The 17,917-nt window shown below is 72.8% G+C and carries 15 protein-coding genes, 2 tRNA genes and 1 pseudogene; 17 read left to right on the top strand and 1 reads right to left on the bottom strand.

What is annotated here, in order from left to right; translation table 11 throughout:
- Positions 1-10: 10 nt before the first annotated feature.
- The gene (locus ACWC5C_RS04740; RefSeq protein ID WP_450873680.1) at positions 11-1,081 is read left to right on the top strand and encodes an SCO2583 family membrane protein; all 1,071 of its coding nucleotides are present in this window, start codon (positions 11-13) and stop codon (positions 1,079-1,081) included.
- A 12-nt stretch (positions 1,082-1,093) separates the two neighbouring features.
- Here ACWC5C_RS04740 and ACWC5C_RS04735 read toward each other — a convergent pair whose 3' ends face one another.
- On the bottom strand, positions 1,094-2,293 hold the full coding sequence (locus ACWC5C_RS04735; protein ID WP_450873678.1) for a M48 family metallopeptidase: 1,200 nt from the start codon (positions 2,291-2,293) through the stop codon (positions 1,094-1,096).
- A 103-nt stretch (positions 2,294-2,396) separates the two neighbouring features.
- On the opposite strand from ACWC5C_RS04735, the gene ACWC5C_RS04730 reads away from it, so the two are divergent.
- The 16 genes and pseudogenes from ACWC5C_RS04730 to ACWC5C_RS04655 all read left to right on the top strand — a co-directional run bounded on the left by ACWC5C_RS04730 (position 2,397) and on the right by ACWC5C_RS04655 (position 17,866).
- Positions 2,397-2,546: a hypothetical protein gene (locus ACWC5C_RS04730; protein WP_385436134.1), complete on the top strand. Its 150-nt coding sequence runs from the start codon at positions 2,397-2,399 to the stop codon at positions 2,544-2,546.
- 101 nt (positions 2,547-2,647) lie between these two features.
- Entirely contained in the window at positions 2,648-2,815 is a 168-nt protein-coding gene (locus ACWC5C_RS04725) for a hypothetical protein (RefSeq protein WP_450873676.1), read from the top strand.
- Positions 2,816-2,874: 59 nt separating this feature from the next.
- Positions 2,875-3,486 (top strand): nicotinate-nucleotide adenylyltransferase, encoded by a 612-nt coding sequence (gene nadD / locus ACWC5C_RS04720; protein WP_009717958.1) that lies wholly within the window; start codon positions 2,875-2,877, stop codon positions 3,484-3,486.
- A gap of 10 nt (positions 3,487-3,496) precedes the next feature.
- The gene (locus ACWC5C_RS04715; RefSeq protein ID WP_450873674.1) at positions 3,497-5,329 is read left to right on the top strand and encodes an LCP family protein; all 1,833 of its coding nucleotides are present in this window, start codon (positions 3,497-3,499) and stop codon (positions 5,327-5,329) included.
- Positions 5,330-5,468: 139 nt separating this feature from the next.
- Positions 5,469-5,909, top strand: a complete 441-nt coding sequence (gene rsfS, locus ACWC5C_RS04710; protein ID WP_385436084.1) for a ribosome silencing factor — start codon at positions 5,469-5,471, stop codon at positions 5,907-5,909.
- Positions 5,906-6,559: a histidine phosphatase family protein gene (locus ACWC5C_RS04705; RefSeq protein ID WP_450874000.1), complete on the top strand. Its 654-nt coding sequence runs from the start codon at positions 5,906-5,908 to the stop codon at positions 6,557-6,559. The genes rsfS and ACWC5C_RS04705 overlap by 4 nt, the downstream gene beginning before the upstream one ends.
- A 108-nt stretch (positions 6,560-6,667) precedes the next feature.
- A tRNA-Ala gene (locus ACWC5C_RS04700) sits at positions 6,668-6,740 on the top strand.
- Positions 6,741-7,080: 340 nt separating this feature from the next.
- Positions 7,081-7,239: a hypothetical protein gene (locus ACWC5C_RS04695; RefSeq protein WP_385436083.1), complete on the top strand. Its 159-nt coding sequence runs from the start codon at positions 7,081-7,083 to the stop codon at positions 7,237-7,239.
- A 5-nt stretch (positions 7,240-7,244) separates the two neighbouring features.
- Positions 7,245-7,478: a hypothetical protein gene (locus tag ACWC5C_RS04690; protein WP_009717962.1), complete on the top strand. Its 234-nt coding sequence runs from the start codon at positions 7,245-7,247 to the stop codon at positions 7,476-7,478.
- A 118-nt stretch (positions 7,479-7,596) separates the two neighbouring features.
- A tRNA-Ala gene (locus ACWC5C_RS04685) sits at positions 7,597-7,669 on the top strand.
- A 279-nt stretch (positions 7,670-7,948) separates the two neighbouring features.
- Positions 7,949-10,825: a leucine--tRNA ligase gene (gene leuS / locus ACWC5C_RS04680; RefSeq protein WP_450873671.1), complete on the top strand. Its 2,877-nt coding sequence runs from the start codon at positions 7,949-7,951 to the stop codon at positions 10,823-10,825.
- 127 nt (positions 10,826-10,952) lie between these two features.
- Positions 10,953-11,657 (top strand): hypothetical protein, encoded by a 705-nt coding sequence (locus tag ACWC5C_RS04675; RefSeq protein ID WP_450873669.1) that lies wholly within the window; start codon positions 10,953-10,955, stop codon positions 11,655-11,657.
- 81 nt (positions 11,658-11,738) lie between these two features.
- Positions 11,739-12,584: a DegV family protein gene (locus ACWC5C_RS04670; protein ID WP_450873667.1), complete on the top strand. Its 846-nt coding sequence runs from the start codon at positions 11,739-11,741 to the stop codon at positions 12,582-12,584.
- A gap of 1,201 nt (positions 12,585-13,785) precedes the next feature.
- Entirely contained in the window at positions 13,786-14,604 is an 819-nt protein-coding gene (locus ACWC5C_RS04665) for a helix-hairpin-helix domain-containing protein (RefSeq protein ID WP_450873665.1), read from the top strand.
- Positions 14,601-16,865: pseudogene (locus tag ACWC5C_RS04660) on the top strand (ComEC/Rec2 family competence protein); the annotation flags it as partial. The gene ACWC5C_RS04665 and the pseudogene ACWC5C_RS04660, both read left to right, overlap by 4 nt.
- 332 nt (positions 16,866-17,197) lie before the next feature.
- On the top strand, positions 17,198-17,866 hold the full coding sequence (locus tag ACWC5C_RS04655) for an O-methyltransferase (protein ID WP_450873998.1): 669 nt from the start codon (positions 17,198-17,200) through the stop codon (positions 17,864-17,866).
- Positions 17,867-17,917: the final 51 nt, after the last annotated feature.

The following is a 17,917-nucleotide window of genomic DNA, read 5'->3' as shown; positions in this document are numbered from 1 at the left end:
CTCTTGAGGTATGACCGGGCGTGGAGACCCTCCCGAGGGGACACCCGAGGGCGTCCCGGGAGGTGGTGAGGACGAGTACCGCTCCGTCGTATTCGACGAGTCGTTCGTTCGTGCTGCCCGGCTCCAGGAGTTCTCCGCCCAGGAGCGCATGGACGACCACTCCCGCGCGGTGCGCAGCCGTCGCGCCTGGGCCCGCGCCGGGGCGTCGCGGCAGGCCGTCGTCCTCGTCCTGCTGATCGCCTTCGCCTTCGCCGCGGCCGTCTACATGGGCGTACGCCACCCCTACCAGGCCCCCGAGCCGCAGGCCGTCGAGCCGCTGCGCAGCAGCGTGGTGCCGCTCTCGCCGCGCGGTGAGGTGACCGGCGGGCGGCCCGCGGAGCTGTTCCGGGAGAGCCCGGCCGCCGAGTTCCGGATCGGCGCCGAGGGGGTCACCCTGCCCGCCGTGCGGCGCACCCAGGGCTTCTCCGAGAGCCAGGTGATGACGGCGCTCACCACGGCCAAGGACTACGTGGTGAAGTCCACCCTCGACCCGGGTGTGCTCACCGGAGGCCCGGTGCAGGCGGTGCGGCTGCTACTCGATCCCGCCCAGCAGCTCCAGTTCGACCAGAGCTTCGAGCATCCGGTCGACGACGGCCGCCACGCGGCCACCGGCTGGCTGACCCGCTTCAGCCCGGCCGAGGTGACGCTGGCCAACGCGCCGGTGCGGGTGCGCGGCTCGCTGACGGTCGTCGAGCGCACCTCATCGACCCTGGAGGTCAGCGCCGACCACGTCTTCGTCTACGCGATCCAGCGGGCCCACGAGCGGGCCCCGGACCACGCCTCGCTGTTCACGGTCCGCCGGGAGACCCGGTTCCGCTTCGACCGCGGGGATCTGCGCGACCACCGGGTGGAGCTGGTGCACAGCTCCGTGCTGGCGGGCCCGCAGGGGTGCGCCGCGAACGCCTCCGGATATCTGCGGCCGCTGGTGGCCGGGCAGAGCGTCCGCAACGACGCCCCGACCGGCACCGACCCGTACGCCCCGGGCCGCACCCCGGTCTCCCTCTGCGGCGTGCTCTCCCCGGGGACGCATCCCACCCCGTAGGGGCCCCGCGCGTCAGCTCCGGGGCGGCTCGTCCCCTGAGGACCCCGAGGACCCCGAGGGCCCTGAGGAGCCCGGGGAGCCCTCCTGGCCCTCCCCGCCGTCCTGGGGGTCCCGTGGGGGCGTGTCCTCGGCGGTGTCCCCGCCCGGCCTGCCGCCGCCGGTGAACCGGTCGCGCAGCTTGCCGCCCAGGTCCCCGGCGCCGCCCGCCACGTCCCGTACGAACGCGATCAGCGGGTCCTTGCTGGTGCGGACCGACTCCGCGTAGTGGCTCGCCGACTCCCGGAACGAGTCGCTGACCGAGGTGTCCTTGTCCTCGTCGCGGCGCGGGTAGTGGCCGTCCATGAGCCGCTGGAAGTCCCGGCTGGCGGCCCACTTCTTCAGCTCGGCGGCGCGCACGGTGGTGAACGGGTGGCTGCGCGGCAGCATGTTCAGGATCTTGAGCACGGAGTCCCGCAGATCCCCGCTGGATTCGTACTCCTCGGCCTGCTCCAGGAAGGCGTCCACGTTCATCTCGTGCAGATGGTGGCCGCCCGCGAGCTTCATCAGCCCGCGCATCGAGGCCCGCAGGTCCTGCCCGACCAGCAGCCCCGCCCGGTCCGCCGACAGCTCCGACTTGCGGAACCACTCGCGCAGCGCCGTCACTAGGGCCAGTACCGCCACATTGCCGAGCGGGATCCAGGCGACCTTCAGGGCGAGGTTCGTCAGGAACAGCAGTATCGTCCGGTAGACGGAGTGCCCCGACAGCGCGTGGCCCACCTCATGGCCGATGACCGCCCGCATCTCCTCCGCGTCGAGCAGTTCCACCAGCCCGGTGGTCAGCACGATGATCGGCGCGTCCATGCCGATGCACATCGCGTTCGGCTTCGGGTCCTGCGCGACGTACATCGCCGGGACCTGCTCCAGGTCCAGGATGTAGCAGGCGTCCCGCAGCATGTCGTGGAGGTGGGCGAACTGCCGGTCGCTCACCCGCACCGAATCGGACAGGTACAGCAGCCGCAGACTGCGCTCGGGCAGCAGCCCGCTGAGCGCCTTGAAGACGGTGTCGAAACCGGTCAGCTTGCGCAGCGCGATCAGCGCCGAGCGGTCGGCCGGATGTTCGTACGCGCGTGAGGAAATGCCCGGGAACCGCCGCCTCTCGCGGCTGGGCACATGCTCGCGTCCCTCTCCGGCGCCGCTCCCGTCGCCGGTCCCATGGGTATGGCTGTCGCTCATCCGTCCCCCTCGTGCGGACTGTTCCCGCAGTGCCTCGGCCGTGTCCGTCCCCCCTGGTGGACCCCACCTTAGGCCCTGCCGGGCGGGGGGCTAGCGTGGAGACATGCCCGATATGACTGGCCTCACCACCGTGCTCGCCGCCACTTCCAAGGACCAGGGACCGGGAGCGCTGCTGCGCACGGTCATCGTCGTAGGCGTCGTGGGATCCGTCCTGGTCGCGTGGTTCCTGCTGCGGGGGTACAAACAGGACTGAGGGCGGGCCGAAGGGCACACTGAGAGCAGCCCCGGAATCCGGCTCGCATACGATGTGGCGGACGTGACGTGACGCCGAGACCCGGATAGGTATCGCCTGCGATGAGCGCTTTCAGCACCGCACATGCTGCCCTGACCACCCTGGCGAGCGGGGGCGGTGAGCACGTGGACACCCACGAGAGCATCAGCCCCTACATGACCGGCGGTGCCGCTCTGGTCATCCTGTTCCTGCTGCTGTGGATCACCACCCGCTTCAACCGGGACCGCTGACCTGGGCCGTTGCCTCTTCGGGCCCCGGTTTCGAGCCGGGCCCAGTAGGGTCTGCACGCATGGAAGAGGAGAAGGGGCCGGCCAAGCGGCGGCTCGGTGTGATGGGCGGGACGTTCGACCCGATCCACCACGGTCACCTGGTCGCGGCGAGTGAGGTGGCGTCGCAGTTCCACCTGGACGAGGTCGTGTTCGTACCGACCGGGCAGCCGTGGCAGAAGAGCCACAAAAAGGTTTCCCCGGCCGAGGACCGCTATCTGATGACGGTCATCGCGACCGCGTCGAACCCGCAGTTCTCGGTCAGCCGTATCGACATCGATCGCGGCGGCGCGACGTACACCACGGACACGCTCCGGGATCTGCGCGCGCTCAACGGTGACGCGGACCTGTTCTTCATCACCGGAGCGGACGCGCTCGCCCAGATCCTCACGTGGCGCGACGCCGAAGTGCTGTTCTCGCTCGCCCACTTCATCGGCGTGACGCGTCCCGGGCACATACTGGCCGACCCGGGACTGCCGGAGGGTGGGGTGTCGCTGGTCGAGGTTCCGGCGCTGGCGATCTCGTCGTCGGACTGCCGGGCGCGTGTCGCACACGGCGAACCCGTCTGGTACCTGGTGCCGGACGGTGTGGTGCGGTACATCGACAAGCGAGAGCTGTACCGGCACGACTGCTGAAGGGGTACCGGTGAACGACGGACAGGACCCGTACGACCCGTACGCGCGGGATCCGTATGCCCAGGAGCCGCAGATCTACGGCTACGACGCCTATGGGCAGCCGGTGTACCAGCCTCCGGGGACGCAGCAGGGTTACGACCCGTCGTCGTACTACGGGCAGCAGCAGGGGCAGCAGGACGGCTACGGATACGGCTACGACCCGTACGGCCAGGCGCAGCAGGCGCAACAGGCCCAGCAGGCGCAGACGCAGTATCCGCAGACGCAGCAGCCGTACGACCCGTACTACGGACAGCAGCAGCACTATCCGCAGGACGTCCAGCAGCAGGACCAGTACGGGCAGCAGGGCTACGGCTACGCCACGCCTGCCGCACCCGCTGCCCCCGCCCCGCCCGCACCGGCCGCCCCGGCCGAGGAGGACGAGCCGAACCCGTACGAGGAGCTGGCCGAGCTGGCCGGGCAGGAGCCGTCCCGCGGCGCCTCCGCCCCGGCCCCCTCGGCTCCCTCGGCCCCTTCGGCCCCGGACCGGGACGGCCCCCGGAAGCCCGGCGGCGCGGGCAAGCCCGGCACGGATCCGGAGGGTCCGGAGTACCGCACCGAGCAGTTCTCCTTCGTGGAGGAGCCCGACGAGGACTCCGAAGACGTCATCGACTGGCTGAAGTTCGCCGAGACCCGCTCCGAGCGGCGTGACGAGCGCCGCCGCAAGGGCCGCAACCGGTTCGTCGCGCTCGTCACGGTGCTGGTCCTCGCCGCCGTGGGCGGGGTCGGCTACCTCTGGTACGCGGGCGAGCTGCCCGGTCTCTCCGCCGACGGCGACGCCCAGGCGGCGGCCGGGGGGCCGCAGAAGCGCGACGTGATCGTCGTCCATCTGCGGGAGCTGAAGGGCGGCCGTACGTCCACCGCGCTGCTGGTGGACAACGAGACCACCAAGAAGGGCACCACCGTCCTGCTGCCGAACGACCTGTCCGTCTCCACCGAGGACGGCGGTTCCACCACGCTCGGCAAGTCGGTGACCGACGAGGGCTCGGACGCCACCCGGGACTCCCTGTCCACCCTGCTGGGCTCGAAGATCCAGGGCACCTGGCGGCTGGACACGCCCTATCTGGAGAACCTCGTCGAGCTGGTCGGCAGCATCACCCTGGACACCGACACCACCGTCCCGGCGGCCCGGAAGGGCGAGGACCCGCTGGTCAAGCGGGGCAAGGAGCAGGTGCTGAGCGGCCAGGCGGCGGTGGCGTACGCCACCTACCGGGCCCCGGGCGAGGCGCAGACCAAGCAGCTCGCGCGGTTCGGCCAGGTCATGGACGCCTCCCTGAAGAAGGTCTCCAGCGACACGGGCGGCGCCACCAAGACCGTCGAGCAGCTGGCCCAGATCCCCGACCCGTCGCTGTCCGAGCAGCAGCTCGGCGCCTCGCTGGCGCGGCTCGCCGGACAGGCCAAGGGCGGCGACTACGACACGATGATGCTGCCGGTCCAGAGCGACGGCACGCTCAGCGCCCGGGCGACCGACCGGGTCGTCAAGAGCGTCCTCGGCGGCACGGTCAAGAACACCGACCCGGGCTCCGCGGCGCGGGTGAGCGTGACCAGCGCGGGGGGTGGCCAGGACGCGTCGGGCGCCGCCCGGGTCGCGCTGGTCAACGGCGGTTTCACGGTCGTCGCGGCCACCGAGGGCGGCTCTCCGCAGCAGACCTCGCGGGTGACGTACGCGGACGCCAAGCAGGCCGGGCAGGCCAAGGAGGTCGCCAAGACCCTCGGACTGCCCGCGACGTCGGTCACCAAGGGCAAGGGCGCGGCCAACGCGGACGTGACGGTGGTCCTCGGCGCGGACTACGACCCCCAGGGCTGAGTCGCGGCCGACCGGAGGGCCAGGAGAGTCACGAGGGTCACGGCGGTCACGGGGTAATGGCCGCGAGCGGTGTCGGTGGGGCGTGAGACCCTTGGGGGGCCAGACCCTGAGGGTCCCCACCGACCGGAAAGCCTCGCTTGTGACCGCCACGGACCGCTCCATCGAGCTCATCAACGCCGCCGCCCAGGCAGCCGCCGACAAGCTCGCGCACGACATCATCGCGTACGACGTCAGCGACGTGCTCTCGATCACCGACGCCTTCCTGCTGGCCTCGGCGCCCAACGACCGCCAGGTCAAGTCGATCGTCGACGAGATCGAGGAGCGGCTGAACAAGGACCTCGGTGCCAAGCCGGTGCGCCGCGAGGGCGACCGCGAGGCCCGCTGGGTGCTGCTGGACTATGTGGACATCGTGGTGCACGTCCAGCACAGCGAGGAGCGCGTCTTCTACGCCCTGGAGCGGCTGTGGAAGGACTGCCCGCAGCTGGAGCTTCCGGCCGACGCCCAGGCCACCCGCGGCAAGGCGGAGGAGTACGCGCAGGCGCAGGGCCCGGACGGCGGTGCGGGCGGTGAGCTGAGCTGAACGGCACCATGAGCGGCCGCGGCCGCCGCATAGTCCTGTGGCGGCACGGCCAGACGGCCTGGAACATCGAGCGCCGTTTCCAGGGCTCGCTGGACATCGAGCTGACCGACACCGGCGTCGCCCAGGCCCACCGCGCGGCCCGGCTGCTGGCCGGGCTGCGGCCGGACGCGATCGTCGCCTCCGACCTCAAGCGGGTCGTGGCGACCGCCGCCGAGCTGGCGACCGTGACCGGGCTCACGGTCGACCACTACGCGGGGCTGCGGGAGACCTATGCCGGTGAGTGGCAGGGGCTCACGCACGAGGAGATCATCGAGCGGTTCGGCGACCAGTACGCGGCGTGGAAGCGCGGCGAGCCGGTGCGGCGCGGCGGCGGCGAGCTGGAGTCCGAGGTCGCCGACCGGGCGGCGCCGGTCGTGCTGGAGGCCACCGAGAAGCTGCCTGACGGCGGCACCCTCGTGGTGGTCAGTCACGGCGGCACGATCCGCACCACCATCGGGCGGCTGCTCGGCCTGGAGGCGCACACCTGGGAGGCGCTCGGCGGCCTCTCGAACTGCTGCTGGTCGGTGCTGGGTGAGGGCGCGCGCGGCTGGCGGCTGCTGGAGCACAACGCCGGATCGCTCCCCGAGCCCGTCCTCGGTGACGACGCCTAGGCGACGCCTAGGCGACGGCCGGCGGCCCCCTCCCGGCTCGATTTCCTTTTCCGGCTGGTCACCGGCTAAGCTCCTTCTTGTTCGAAGCGCAGCGGCGCGGAGAGCAGCGGGGCTATAGCTCAGTTGGTAGAGCGCCTGCATGGCATGCAGGAGGTCAGGAGTTCAATTCTCCTTAGCTCCACAGATGGCGGCGATCCCGTCTCCCTCACCGGGAGGCGGGATCGCCGCTTTTGTGCGCGCGGCGCGTGTGCGTGGCCCGTCTCGCCTGTGGCCGCCCCCTGTTGACGTCGGCTCAACTCGGCCTGTCGCCGGGGTGGCTGGGTTCGGTGCGATCTTCCTGGGTAGGTTGGACGACACCGCCCGAGCGCGCGAGGCTCGGCGGAAGTGGCGGTGTGCGGGGCGCTGATGAGTCTGGTGAGGCGTCTGTTCGCATCTCCGCTGACCTGGGCGTCGCCCCGTGGCAGAATCGGACCGCCGGCGGGGGCGCAGGGCCGATAGTCCGATGGGGAGGGACGGGTGGGATGCCGACCAGCATCCTCGACGCGTTCGAGGACCTTTCCGAGGCAGCTCGGGAGGGCATCGAATGCCCGGCCTGCGGCTCCGGCCATGTGGCTCAGGTACTCGGTGACAACGGCGGTGTTTCCTACGTGTGTACGGCCTGCGGCCACAGCTGGAGCTGAGTGACATGGGAGCACACAGCCGGAAATGTGACTGGTGTGGCGGCGGCACACCCATCGTCCGGGACATGGAGCCGCTCAACTCCGACTACCAGTACTGGTGCGCGGAGTGCGCCCAGGCGCTGATCATCAAGGGCGACCCGATCGAGACCTATCGGGAGCTGGAGGGCGAGCCGATCTATGGTCGGCTCCTCGAAGAGCACTGCACGCTGAAGCGTTTCTACTCGTTCGCGACGGCGTGAGGGCACTGGTCAGGACCCGCGCGGCAATCGATTTGGCTAAAGCCCGGGGCGTCCGTGTAATGTAGGCGATGCCGCCGAGGGGAACCGGACAGGGAAACCGGGCGGAACAGCAAGACCTGGGGCTATAGCTCAGTTGGTAGAGCGCCTGCATGGCATGCAGGAGGTCAGGAGTTCAATTCTCCTTAGCTCCACAATCCCAGGAGCGGGCCGTCCGGAGCGGACGGCCCGTTTCGCGTTTCCTCGCTCGCGTACAACCTCGATGCGGGTCCTCGGTGCCCTGCGGTAACCTGACCCCATGCGTGCCGTACGCCTTCTGCTTAGCGGGCCGCGCTGATCAGTCCCGACCGCGATCATCTTCGGTCGGCATCGGCGCGGCGTCCCCTCCTGTGTGAGGGGCCTTTTTGTTTCACCGGACAAGAGGGAATCGGCCTGTACCGCGGGCAGAGACGACCAATGGAGCTTTGAGGATCATGAGCGAGACCAATGCCGCAGCCGAGGTGGCCGCGCCGCACCGCTACACGGCCGCGCTGGCCGCTGACATCGAGGCCCGCTGGCAGGACTTCTGGGACGCGAACGGCACGTACAACGCTCCCAACCCGGGCGGCGACCTGACCGGTGACGCCGATGTCGTCGCCCGCCCGAAGAAGTTCGTCATGGACATGTTCCCGTACCCCTCGGGTGCGGGGCTGCACGTGGGCCATCCGCTGGGCTACATCGCCACCGATGTGTACGCCCGCTACCACCGCATGACGGGTCACAACGTCCTGCACACCCTGGGCTTCGACGCCTTCGGCCTGCCCGCCGAGCAGTACGCGGTGCAGACCGGCACCCACCCCCGGGCCAGCACCGACGCCAACATCATCAACATGCGGCGCCAGCTGCGACAGCTGGGCCTGGGCCACGACCCGCGCCGCTCCTTCGCCACGATCGACCCGGACTACTACAAGTGGACCCAGTGGATCTTCCTGCAGATCTTCAATTCCTGGTACGACCCGGAGGCGAAGACCGCGCGCCCGATCGACACCCTGGTGGAGCAGTTCGCCTCCGGTGAGCGCGCCACCCCCGACGGGCGCGCCTGGGACGCGCTGACCGAGGCCGAGCGGGCGGACGTCCTGGGCGGCTACCGCCTGGCGTACGCCTCGGACGCGCCCGTCAACTGGTGCCCAGGGCTGGGCACCGTGCTGGCCAACGAGGAAGTCACCGCGGACGGCCGCTCCGAGCGCGGCAACTTCCCGGTCTTCAAGGCCAAGCTGCGCCAGTGGAACATGCGGATCACCGCCTACGCGGACCGGCTGCTGGACGACCTGGACGCGCTGGACTGGCCCGAGGCCATCAAGCTGCAGCAGCGCAACTGGATCGGCCGCAGCGAGGGCGCCCGGGTGGACTTCCCGGTGAAGGACCACGCCGACGCGAAGATCACGGTCTTCACCACCCGCCAGGACACCCTGTTCGGCGCGACCTACATGGTGCTGGCGCCCGAGCACGACCTGGTCGACTCCATCGTCCCGGCCGCCTGGCCCGAGGGCACCCACGACGTGTGGACCGGCGGCCACGCCACCCCGGCCGCCGCTGTGGACGCGTACCGCAAGCAGGCCGCGGCCAAGTCGGACGTCGAGCGGCAGGCCGAGGCCAAGGACAAGACCGGCGTCTTCACCGGTGCGTACGCGGTCAACCCGGTCAGCGGCGACCGGGTGCCGGTCTTCATCGCCGACTACGTGCTGATGGGCTACGGCACCGGCGCGATCATGGCCGTCCCGGCGCACGACGGCCGCGACTTCGCCTTCGCCCGCGCCTTCGAGCTGCCGATGCGCTGCGTCGTCGAGCCCTCTGATGATCGCGGTACCGACCCGTCGACCTGGGACGACGCGTTCGGCTCGTACGACGCCAAGATCGTCAACTCGGCGGGTGACGGCGTCTCGCTGGACGGCCTGGGCGTGACCGAGGCCAAGGCCCGGATCACCGAATGGCTGGAGGCCCGCTCGATCGGTGAGGGCACCGTCAACTTCCGGCTGCGCGACTGGCTGTTCAGCCGCCAGCGCTACTGGGGCGAGCCCTTCCCGATCGTCTACGACGAGGACGGCGTGGCCCACCCGCTGCCCGAGTCGATGCTGCCGCTGGAGCTGCCCGAGGTCGAGGACTACTCGCCGCGCACCTTCGACCCGGACGACGCCGACACCTCCCCGGAGACCCCGCTGTCCCGGAACGAGGAGTGGGTCCACGTGGAGCTGGACCTGGGCGACGGGCGGGGCACGCGCCCGTACCGCCGCGAGACCAACACCATGCCCAACTGGGCGGGCTCTTGCTGGTACGAGCTGCGCTACCTGGACCCGCGCAACGGCGAGCGGCTGGTCGACCCCGGCACCGAGCGCTACTGGATGGGCCCGCGCGACGGCCAGCCGCACGGCGGTGTCGACCTGTACGTCGGCGGCGCCGAGCACGCGGTGCTGCACCTGCTGTACGCCCGCTTCTGGTCCAAGGTGCTGTTCGACCTGGGCCATGTCTCGTCGGCCGAGCCGTTCCACAAGCTGTACAACCAGGGCATGATCCAGGCCTACGTCTACCGGGACAGCCGCGGCATCGCCGTCCCGGCCGCCGAGGTCGAGGAGCGGGACGGGGCGTACTGGTACGAGGGCGAGAAGGTCACCCGTCTGCTGGGCAAGATGGGCAAGTCCCTGAAGAACGCTGTCACCCCGGACGAGATCTGCGCCGAGTACGGGGCGGACACGCTGCGCCTGTACGAGATGGCCATGGGCCCGCTGGACGTCTCGCGCCCGTGGGACACCCGCGCGGTCGTCGGCCAGTACCGGCTGCTGCAGCGGCTGTGGCGGAACGTCGTGGACGAGGCCTCCGGCGAGGTCACCGTCGTTGACGCGGGGCCCGACGAGGACACGCTGCGCGCCCTGCACAAGGCGATCGACGGGGTCCGGCAGGACATGGTGGGGCTGCGCTTCAACACCGCCATCGCCAAGATCACCGAGCTGAACAACCACGTCACCAAGGTGCGCGAGGTGCCGCGCTCGGTCGCCGAGCGGATGGTGCTGCTGATCGCGCCGCTGGCCCCGCACATCGCCGAGGAGCTGTGGCGCAAGCTGGGCCACGAGGCGTCGGTCGTCCACGAGCCCTTCCCGGTCGCCGACCCGGCGTACGTCGTGGACGAGACGGTGACCTGCGTCGTCCAGATCAAGGGCAAGGTCAAGGCCCGGCTGGAGGTCGCTCCGTCGGTCTCCGACGAGGAGCTGGAGGCGCTGGCCCTGGGCGACCCGGCGGTGGTCGCGGCGCTGGACGGCGCGGGCATTCGCAAGGTGATCGTGCGGGCGCCGAAGCTGGTGAACATCGTTCCGGCCTGACCGCTCGGGGCTCGGGGGATACCCGTAAGGGCGGGCTGGGGGTTCGTCAGGAACCCTCGGCCCGCCCGGTCCGTTTACGCTGGGAGGACAGCTGCCACCGCGGTGACCGCCGCCCGAAGGAGCGCACATGGAAGCCATCTGGATCCTGTTGCTGCTTTTCATCATGTTCATGGTGACCGGCGCCTATGTCACCGTGCGGGTGGTCAGGACGGCCAAGCGCGGACTCGATCGCACCGTGGACCAGGCCCGCCGCACGGTCGAGGACACCCGGCTCCGGGCCCGCCAGTTCTCCCGCCCGGGCGCGGCCGGTGAGCTGGCCGAGCTGCGGCTGTCGCTGCGTTCGTCGATGTCCGCCACCGAGCAGGCGCTGCAGGCGGTGGCGGGCCAAGACCGCTCCGTCGCGGAGTCGTTGGACCTGTTCCGGCGGCTCAGCGAACACGGCCGCGAGCTGGACGACGACCTGAAGCGGCTGGAGCGGGAGCCCGACCGGACCCGCCTCGCCGCCCTGCTCCCGGAGCTGCGGGAGCGTACGGAGCGGATCACGCACTCCGCGGACTCGCTGCGGTGGGCGGTGCGGGAGCGGGCCCAGCGGTTCGCCCACGACGAGCTGGACGCGCTGGGACGCGAGATCGAGATGGAGGCGGGGGCGCTGCGGCACTGGACGGCGGCGGAGCCCGAGCCTGCGGGCGAGCCCGCGAAGCCCGCATCCCGGCAGGACCCGCCGCGCCAGGAAGCGCCCCGGCCCCGGCAGGACCCGCCCTCCCTGGGGACCGCGCCGCGGCCGCAGCCGTACTCCTGGCAGAAGTCCGCCCGCCCCGAGAACACCGCCTGACCACGGGCTTACCGGTAGGGTCGGTGATCGTCGGTGGGGTCGCGCTGTCGGCCCGGGGCCTCCCCGGATAATCTCCCAGTCATGTCCCGCCATGTCGCGATCGTGACCGATTCAACGGCTTACCTGCCGCAGGAGGCGATGGAGCGGCATCGCATCACCGCCGTGCCGCTGACGGTGGTGCTCGGAGACCGGGCGCTGGAGGAAGGGACCGAGATCTCGGCCCTGTCACTCGCGGAGGCCCTGCAGAAGCGCAAGCCGGTGACCACGTCCCGGCCCAGCCCGGGGACCTTCGCGGACGCCTACCGCGCGGCCGCGGCGGAGGGCGCGACCGGCATCGTCTCGCTGCATCTGTCCGCCGAGATCTCCGGCACCTACGATGCGGCGGTGCTCGCCGCGCAGGACGCGCCTGTACCGGTGCGGGTGGTGGACAGCGGCATGGTCGCGATGGCGCTCGGCTTCTGCGCCCTGGCGGCGGCCGAGGCCGCGGAGGGCGGCGGCACGCTGGACGAGGCCGTCGCGGCGGCCCAGAAGCGGGCCGACGGCACCGCCGCCTACTTCTACGTCGACACCCTCGACTATCTGCGCCGTGGCGGCCGCATCGGCGCGGCGCAGGCCCTCCTCGGCTCCGCACTCGCGGTCAAACCGCTGCTCCAGGTCGACGAGGGCCGGATCGAACTGCGGGAGAAGGTCCGCACCGCCTCCAAGGCGATCGCCCGGCTCGAGGAGATCGTGGTGGAGCGGGCGGGCCGGAGCCCGGTGGATATCGCCGTCCAGCACCTCGCGGCGCCCGAGCGCGCGACCGCCCTCGCGGAGCGGCTGCGGGAGCGGGTACCGGGGCTCGTGGAGCTGTACGTGAGCGAGGTGGGCGCGGTGATCGGGGCGCACACCGGGCCGGGGCTGCTGGGCGCGGTGGTCTCACCGCGCTGATCACCTGCTCGGGTGACGGACTTTTCCACAAACCCCGGGTTATCCCCGGAATCCGTGACCGCTCAGCGGGATCGGGCGCGGGTGCCTACCGTCGGGTGGCATGAGGACCCGATCACACACAGTTACCGCCCGTCCGGCCCGAGGCCGCCACCGCGAGGCCCGTCCCCACCGCCGCCTCACGGCCCCCCGCTGCCCGGCCCCACCACCCCGCCACGCCCGCGCGGCGGCCCTCTTCCCCACCCCACCCATCCGAAGCCCTAACCCCCCAACACCCCCCGCCACACAGCCACCCCCGCCTCCCACCCGGCCCCCGGCCTCTGCTCCTGGCCCGCTGCCTGCTCGGGGTGGGGCCTCTGCTCCTGGCCCGGTGTCTGGTTCGGCTCCGGCGCCCGCCGCCAGCCCGGCGCCCGCTCCGGTCTCGGTGCCTGCTTGGGGTCCGGCTTCTGCTCCTGGCCCGGTGTCTGGTTCGGCTCCGGCGCCCGCCGCCAGCCCGGCGCCCGCTGCGCCTTCGGCTCCCGCCGCCAGCCCGGCCCTCGCTCTACGCGCGGCGCCCGCTCGGGGTCCGGCCTCTGCTCGCGGCCCGGTGCCCGTGTGGAGTCGCGCCCCTACTCCTGGCACGGTGTCCGGTTCGGCTCAGGCGCCTGCCGCCAGCCCGGCGCCTGCTCCAGGTTCGGTGCCTGCCGGGGGTCGGGCTTCTGCTCCTGGCTCGGCTTCGGCTCCTGCCTCGCGCCCAGCGCCCGCTGCTAGTCCGGCATCCGCCGCAAGCCCAGTCCCCACCCCGGGCCCAGGGTCTGCTTCGGCTCCGGCGTCCGCTTGGACCTCGACCAGGGCCCCGGTTCTGCCGTCCGCCCCGGTTCCGGCGTCCGTTCCGGGCCAGGCGCCAGGGGTGGGCCGGGCATCTGGCTCAGGGGCGGCCTCGGTCTCGGGTGCGGTGACCGCCTCGGGGCAGGCGTCCGGGTTTGGCCGGGCGGACTTGGGCGTGGGCGGGGTGTCTGACCTGGGGGCGGTGTTTGCGTCGAGGCGGGCGGCCGCCAAGGGCGCGGGGCCTGCTGCGAGTCGGGGGACCGTGCCAGTTCCGGCGCCGTCTCCAAGCCCGGTCGCCCCTCCGAATCCGGCACCCGGGTCGGGGGTGGCGCCGAGGCCGAGGCGGGCGTCCGTCCGGGGGTTGGGAGCGGGTGTCGGCTCGGTCGACGACGTGGGCGTGCCCTCGGGACGGGAGTCCGGCGGCCAGGCCCGGCGGCGCGTGCCGCGTTGGGCCGTGCCGGACGGCGGGGGCGAGGACGCCCCCGAGGAGAAGACCGGCCGCGGGCCCGGCTCGCCGCTTCGCCGCCGTGAACGGATGTGGCTGGCGCTGCGCGAACGCCTTCCGCTATGGCTTCAGCTGCGCTGCGGCATGGAGTTACGGACCGTCGCCGCGCTCGCGGTCGCCCTCGTCGTCGCGGTGGCCTTCGCCGTCTACCACTTCTGGAGCGGCCGCCCGCAGACCGTGCGGGCTCCCGAGCCCGAGCCCGCGCGTGCGGCGGCCGCCAGCCCAGGACCGACGGACGGGGCTGGCGGCGGACGGTCGGTCGTGGTCGATGTGACGGGCAAGGTCCGCCGTCCGGGGCTGCGCCAACTGCCGTCCGGGGCACGGGTCGCCGATGCGCTCAAGGCGGCAGGCGGGGCGCGGCCGGGCGCGGACACGAGCGGACTGAACCGGGCCCGGCCCCTGGTGGACGGTGAGCAGATCGTGGTCGGCGCCCCGGCGAACCAGGCCCCGGCAGGCCCCGCCGCCACCGGCCCGGCCCCCGGCCCAGGTGCAGGGCCCGGACCCGCCGCACCGGCCGCCGGGGTGATCAGCCTCAACTCGGCGACGGCGGAACAGCTCGACACCCTGCCGGGGGTCGGCCCGGTCCTGGCCCGCCACATCCTCGACTACCGCACCCAGCACGGCGGATTCCGCTCCATCGATGAGCTTCGCGAGGTCAACGGCATCGGCGACCGCCGGTTCGCGGATCTCCGCCCGCTGGTTCAGCCATGACGTCCCTACCAACCACCCGCACCCGCGCCGCGGTGCACGCGGCGGCCGCCTCTCCGCGCGGGGCGTCCGATCCCCGCCAGGAGGGCCCGGCGGACCTCCGCCTGGTGCCGCCCGCGCTGGCGGCCTGGGCCGCGGCGGCGATCGCCTTGGGCACGTCGGGCCGCACGGTGGCCGTGGCCTGCGCGGGAGCCTTCCTGGCGGCAGCCGTCCTGCTGTACGGGACCCGTCGGCGCCGGGCCGCCATGGGCCGGACCCGGCGGCGGACGGCGGGGGCCGTGGCGGCGGTCCTGCTGTGCGGGGCCACGGCGGGGGCGGTCGCCGCGCTGCACGCGGCGGATGTGCGGCGCGGACCGGTCCCGGCGCTGGCCGGGGAGTTCGCCGAGGCTACGGCCGAGGTGACGGTCACGCGCGATCCGAGGCTCAGCCGCCCCCGGGTGCGCGGCGCCGCGTTGGCGCCCGTCTCGGTGGTGGTCGAGGCCGAGGCCACCAGGATCACCGGGCCCGACGGCACGACGACGGACACCCGGGCCCCGGTCCTGGTCACGGTCCGCCCGGAGGCCCGGCAGCGCGCGGCGTGGCTGCGGCTGCTGCCGTCCACGCGGCTGCGGGTGCACGGCCGCCTGGCGCCACCGCTGCACGAGGGGGACCGGGTCGCGGCGGTGGTGCGCGGTGGCGGCGGGCCGCCGCGCGTCATCGGGGCGCCCAGCTCGGTCCAGCGGTTCGCGGGCCGGTTGCGCGCCGGGCTGCGGACGGCGACCGACGGGCTGTCCCCGGACGCGCGGGCACTGCTGCCGGGGCTGGTCGTGGGAGACACCTCACGGGTACCGCCGGATCTCGACGAGGCGTTCCGGGCCACGGACATGACGCATCTGCTGGCCGTCTCCGGGAGCAACCTCACGCTGCTGCTGGCGCTGCTGACCGGCCCTCCCCACCTCGCCGCGCGGGCCGAGCGGCGCGGGCTGGCCGCGGCGCTCGGCATACGGCTCCGGACGACGGCCCTGCTCGGCGGCGCGCTCACGCTCGGCTTCGTGATCGTCTGCAGACCCGACCCCAGCGTGCTGCGGGCGGCGGCATGCGGCCTGATCACGCTGCTTGCCATCGGCACCGGACGCCGCCGCTCCCTGCTCCCGGCCCTGGCCGCCGCGGTCCTCGCGCTGCTGCTGTACGACCCGTGGCTCGCCCGGAGCTATGGGTTCCTGCTGTCCGTCCTGGCCACCGGCGCGCTGCTCACCTTCGCACCGGGGTGGAGCGCCGCCCTGCGGCGCCGTGGAGTGCCGCCCCGGCCCGCCGAGATGCTGGCGGCCGCCGCCGCGGCGCAGGCGGTGTGCGCCCCGGTGGTGGTGATGATGGCCGAGCGGGTGAGCCTGGTGGCGATCCCCTGCAATCTCTTCGCCGAGCTGGCGGTGGGACCTGCCATGATCCTCGGCTCCGCCGCGCTCGCGGTGGCCCCGTTCGCGCTTCCGGTCGCCCGGTGGATCGCCTGGCCCGCGGGCTGGCCTGCCGAGTGGATCGCCGGGGTGGCCAGGACCGGCGCGGGGCTGCCCGGGGCGGAGGCGGGCTGGCCGGGCGGCTGGCCCGGTGGGCTGCTGCTGGCGGCGGTCACCCTGGTAGCCGTCCTCCTGGGGCGCCACCTGCTGCGGCACCGGTGGCTGGGGGCGGTCTGCGCGCTGCTCCTGCTGCTCGCGGTGGTCCGGCCCGCGCCGCTGACCCGGGTCATCACCGGGTGGCCGCCGCCCGGTTGGCGCATGGTGGCCTGCGATGTGGGCCAGGGGGACGCCCTGGTCCTGGCGGCGGGCCCCGGCACGGCCGTCGTCGTGGACGCCGGTCCCGAACCACGGGCCGTCGACCGCTGTCTGCGGACGCTGGGCGTGGTCCGCGTCCCGCTCCTCGTCCTCACCCACTTCCACGCCGACCACGTGGCCGGGCTGCCCGGGGTGCTGCGCGGCCGCTCGGTGGGGGCGATCGAGACGACCGGGCTGGCGGAACCGCCCGGCCAGGCCGCGGACGTGCGGCGCCTGGCCGTGGCGGCACGGGTGCCCGTGGTGACGGCCGTGCCGGGGGAGCGGCGCCGGTCGGGCCCGCTGTCCTGGGAGGTCCTGTGGCCGGGCCCCGCCTCCCCGGCCGCCGTTCCACCCGCTACCCCGCCGCAGGAGGGGCCGAACGACGCGAGTGTGACCCTGCTGGTCCGTACGGCGGGCCTGACCCTGCTGCTCCTCGGCGATCTGGAACCCCCCGCCCAGCAGGCGCTGCTGACGGCGCATCCGGCGCTGCCCCCGGTGGATGTGCTCAAGGTCGCCCACCATGGCTCGGCCTACCAGGACCCGCGGCTGATCCACCGGCTGCGCCCACGGATCGCCCTGATCTCCTGCGGTGCGGACAACCCGTATGGGCATCCATCGCCCCGTACTGTCGCGGCCCTGGAAACCAGGGGTGCCGCCGTGCTGCGGACCGACCGGGACGGGCCGATCGCGGTGACCGGCCCGCGACTGCGGGCAGTGGCTGGTGGGGGTAGAGGGAGAGGCGGGAGCAGGGGGCGCCGGGTGCCAGTAGGTTCCAGGGGCGGACTCAACCGGTTCCGAAAGGAAGCTCGTTCATGTCGCTCGCACAGTGGACCAAGGTCGATGACTACTTCAACGGCCTTCTGGCACCGTCGGATCCGGCCCTGGACGCCGCCCTGGAGCACAGCGCGGCCGCCGGGCTGCCGCCGCACCAGGTGGCGCCCAACCAGGGAAAGCTGCTGCATCTGCTGGCCCGGATCCAGGGGGCGCGCACGATCCTGGAGATCGGCACCCTGGGCGGGTACAGCACCATCTGGCTGGCCAGGGCGCTGCCCGAGGGCGGGCGGCTGGTGTCCCTGGAGGCCGACCCCCGGTGCGCCGAGGTGGCGCGGGCCAATGTGGAGCGGGCGGGGCTGGGCGAGGTCGTTGAGATCCGCACCGGCCAGGCGCTGGAGTCGCTGCCCCGGCTGGCCGAGGAGGGGCACGGCCCCTTCGACGTGGTCTTCATCGACGCCGACAAGCCCGGCAACCCCGACTACCTCGCCTGGGCGCTGCGGCTCACCCGGCCCGGCAGCCTCATCGTCGGGGACAACGTGGTGCGGGACGGGGAGGTGGCGGACCCCGCCAGCACGGACCCCCGCGTCCAGGGGGTACGGCGCTTCACGGAGCTGATCGCGCGGGAGCCCCGGCTGACGGCGACGGCGGTGCAGACAGTCGGCGAGAAGGGGTACGACGGCTTCGCGCTGGCGCTGGTCACCGGGTAGCGAACGGGCGGGCAGCGGACGGCGGCTGCTTCAGGACGGCGGCTGCGCCAG

The organism is Streptomyces sp. NPDC001700 (assembly GCF_053596435.1).
Note: the sequence above shows the minus strand (reverse complement) of the source record. Positions and strands in the feature narration are given on the sequence as shown.

Excerpts from the sequence above, each read along its gene's own strand:
- ACWC5C_RS04730 (WP_385436134.1), top strand. The coding sequence starts at position 2,397 with ATGCCCGATATGACTGGCCTCACCACCGTGCTCGCCGCCACTTCCAAG.
- ACWC5C_RS04695 (WP_385436083.1), top strand. The coding sequence starts at position 7,081 with ATGCCGACCAGCATCCTCGACGCGTTCGAGGACCTTTCCGAGGCAGCT.
- ACWC5C_RS04740 (WP_450873680.1), top strand. The coding sequence starts at position 11 with ATGACCGGGCGTGGAGACCCTCCCGAGGGGACACCCGAGGGCGTCCCG.
- nadD (WP_009717958.1), top strand. The coding sequence starts at position 2,875 with ATGGAAGAGGAGAAGGGGCCGGCCAAGCGGCGGCTCGGTGTGATGGGC.
- ACWC5C_RS04655 (WP_450873998.1), top strand. The coding sequence starts at position 17,198 with ATGTCGCTCGCACAGTGGACCAAGGTCGATGACTACTTCAACGGCCTT.
- ACWC5C_RS04735 (WP_450873678.1), bottom strand. The coding sequence starts at position 2,293 with ATGAGCGACAGCCATACCCATGGGACCGGCGACGGGAGCGGCGCCGGA.
- leuS (WP_450873671.1), top strand. The coding sequence starts at position 7,949 with ATGAGCGAGACCAATGCCGCAGCCGAGGTGGCCGCGCCGCACCGCTAC.
- ACWC5C_RS04690 (WP_009717962.1), top strand. The coding sequence starts at position 7,245 with ATGGGAGCACACAGCCGGAAATGTGACTGGTGTGGCGGCGGCACACCC.
- ACWC5C_RS04725 (WP_450873676.1), top strand. The coding sequence starts at position 2,648 with ATGAGCGCTTTCAGCACCGCACATGCTGCCCTGACCACCCTGGCGAGC.
- ACWC5C_RS04670 (WP_450873667.1), top strand. The coding sequence starts at position 11,739 with ATGTCCCGCCATGTCGCGATCGTGACCGATTCAACGGCTTACCTGCCG.
- ACWC5C_RS04675 (WP_450873669.1), top strand. The coding sequence starts at position 10,953 with ATGGAAGCCATCTGGATCCTGTTGCTGCTTTTCATCATGTTCATGGTG.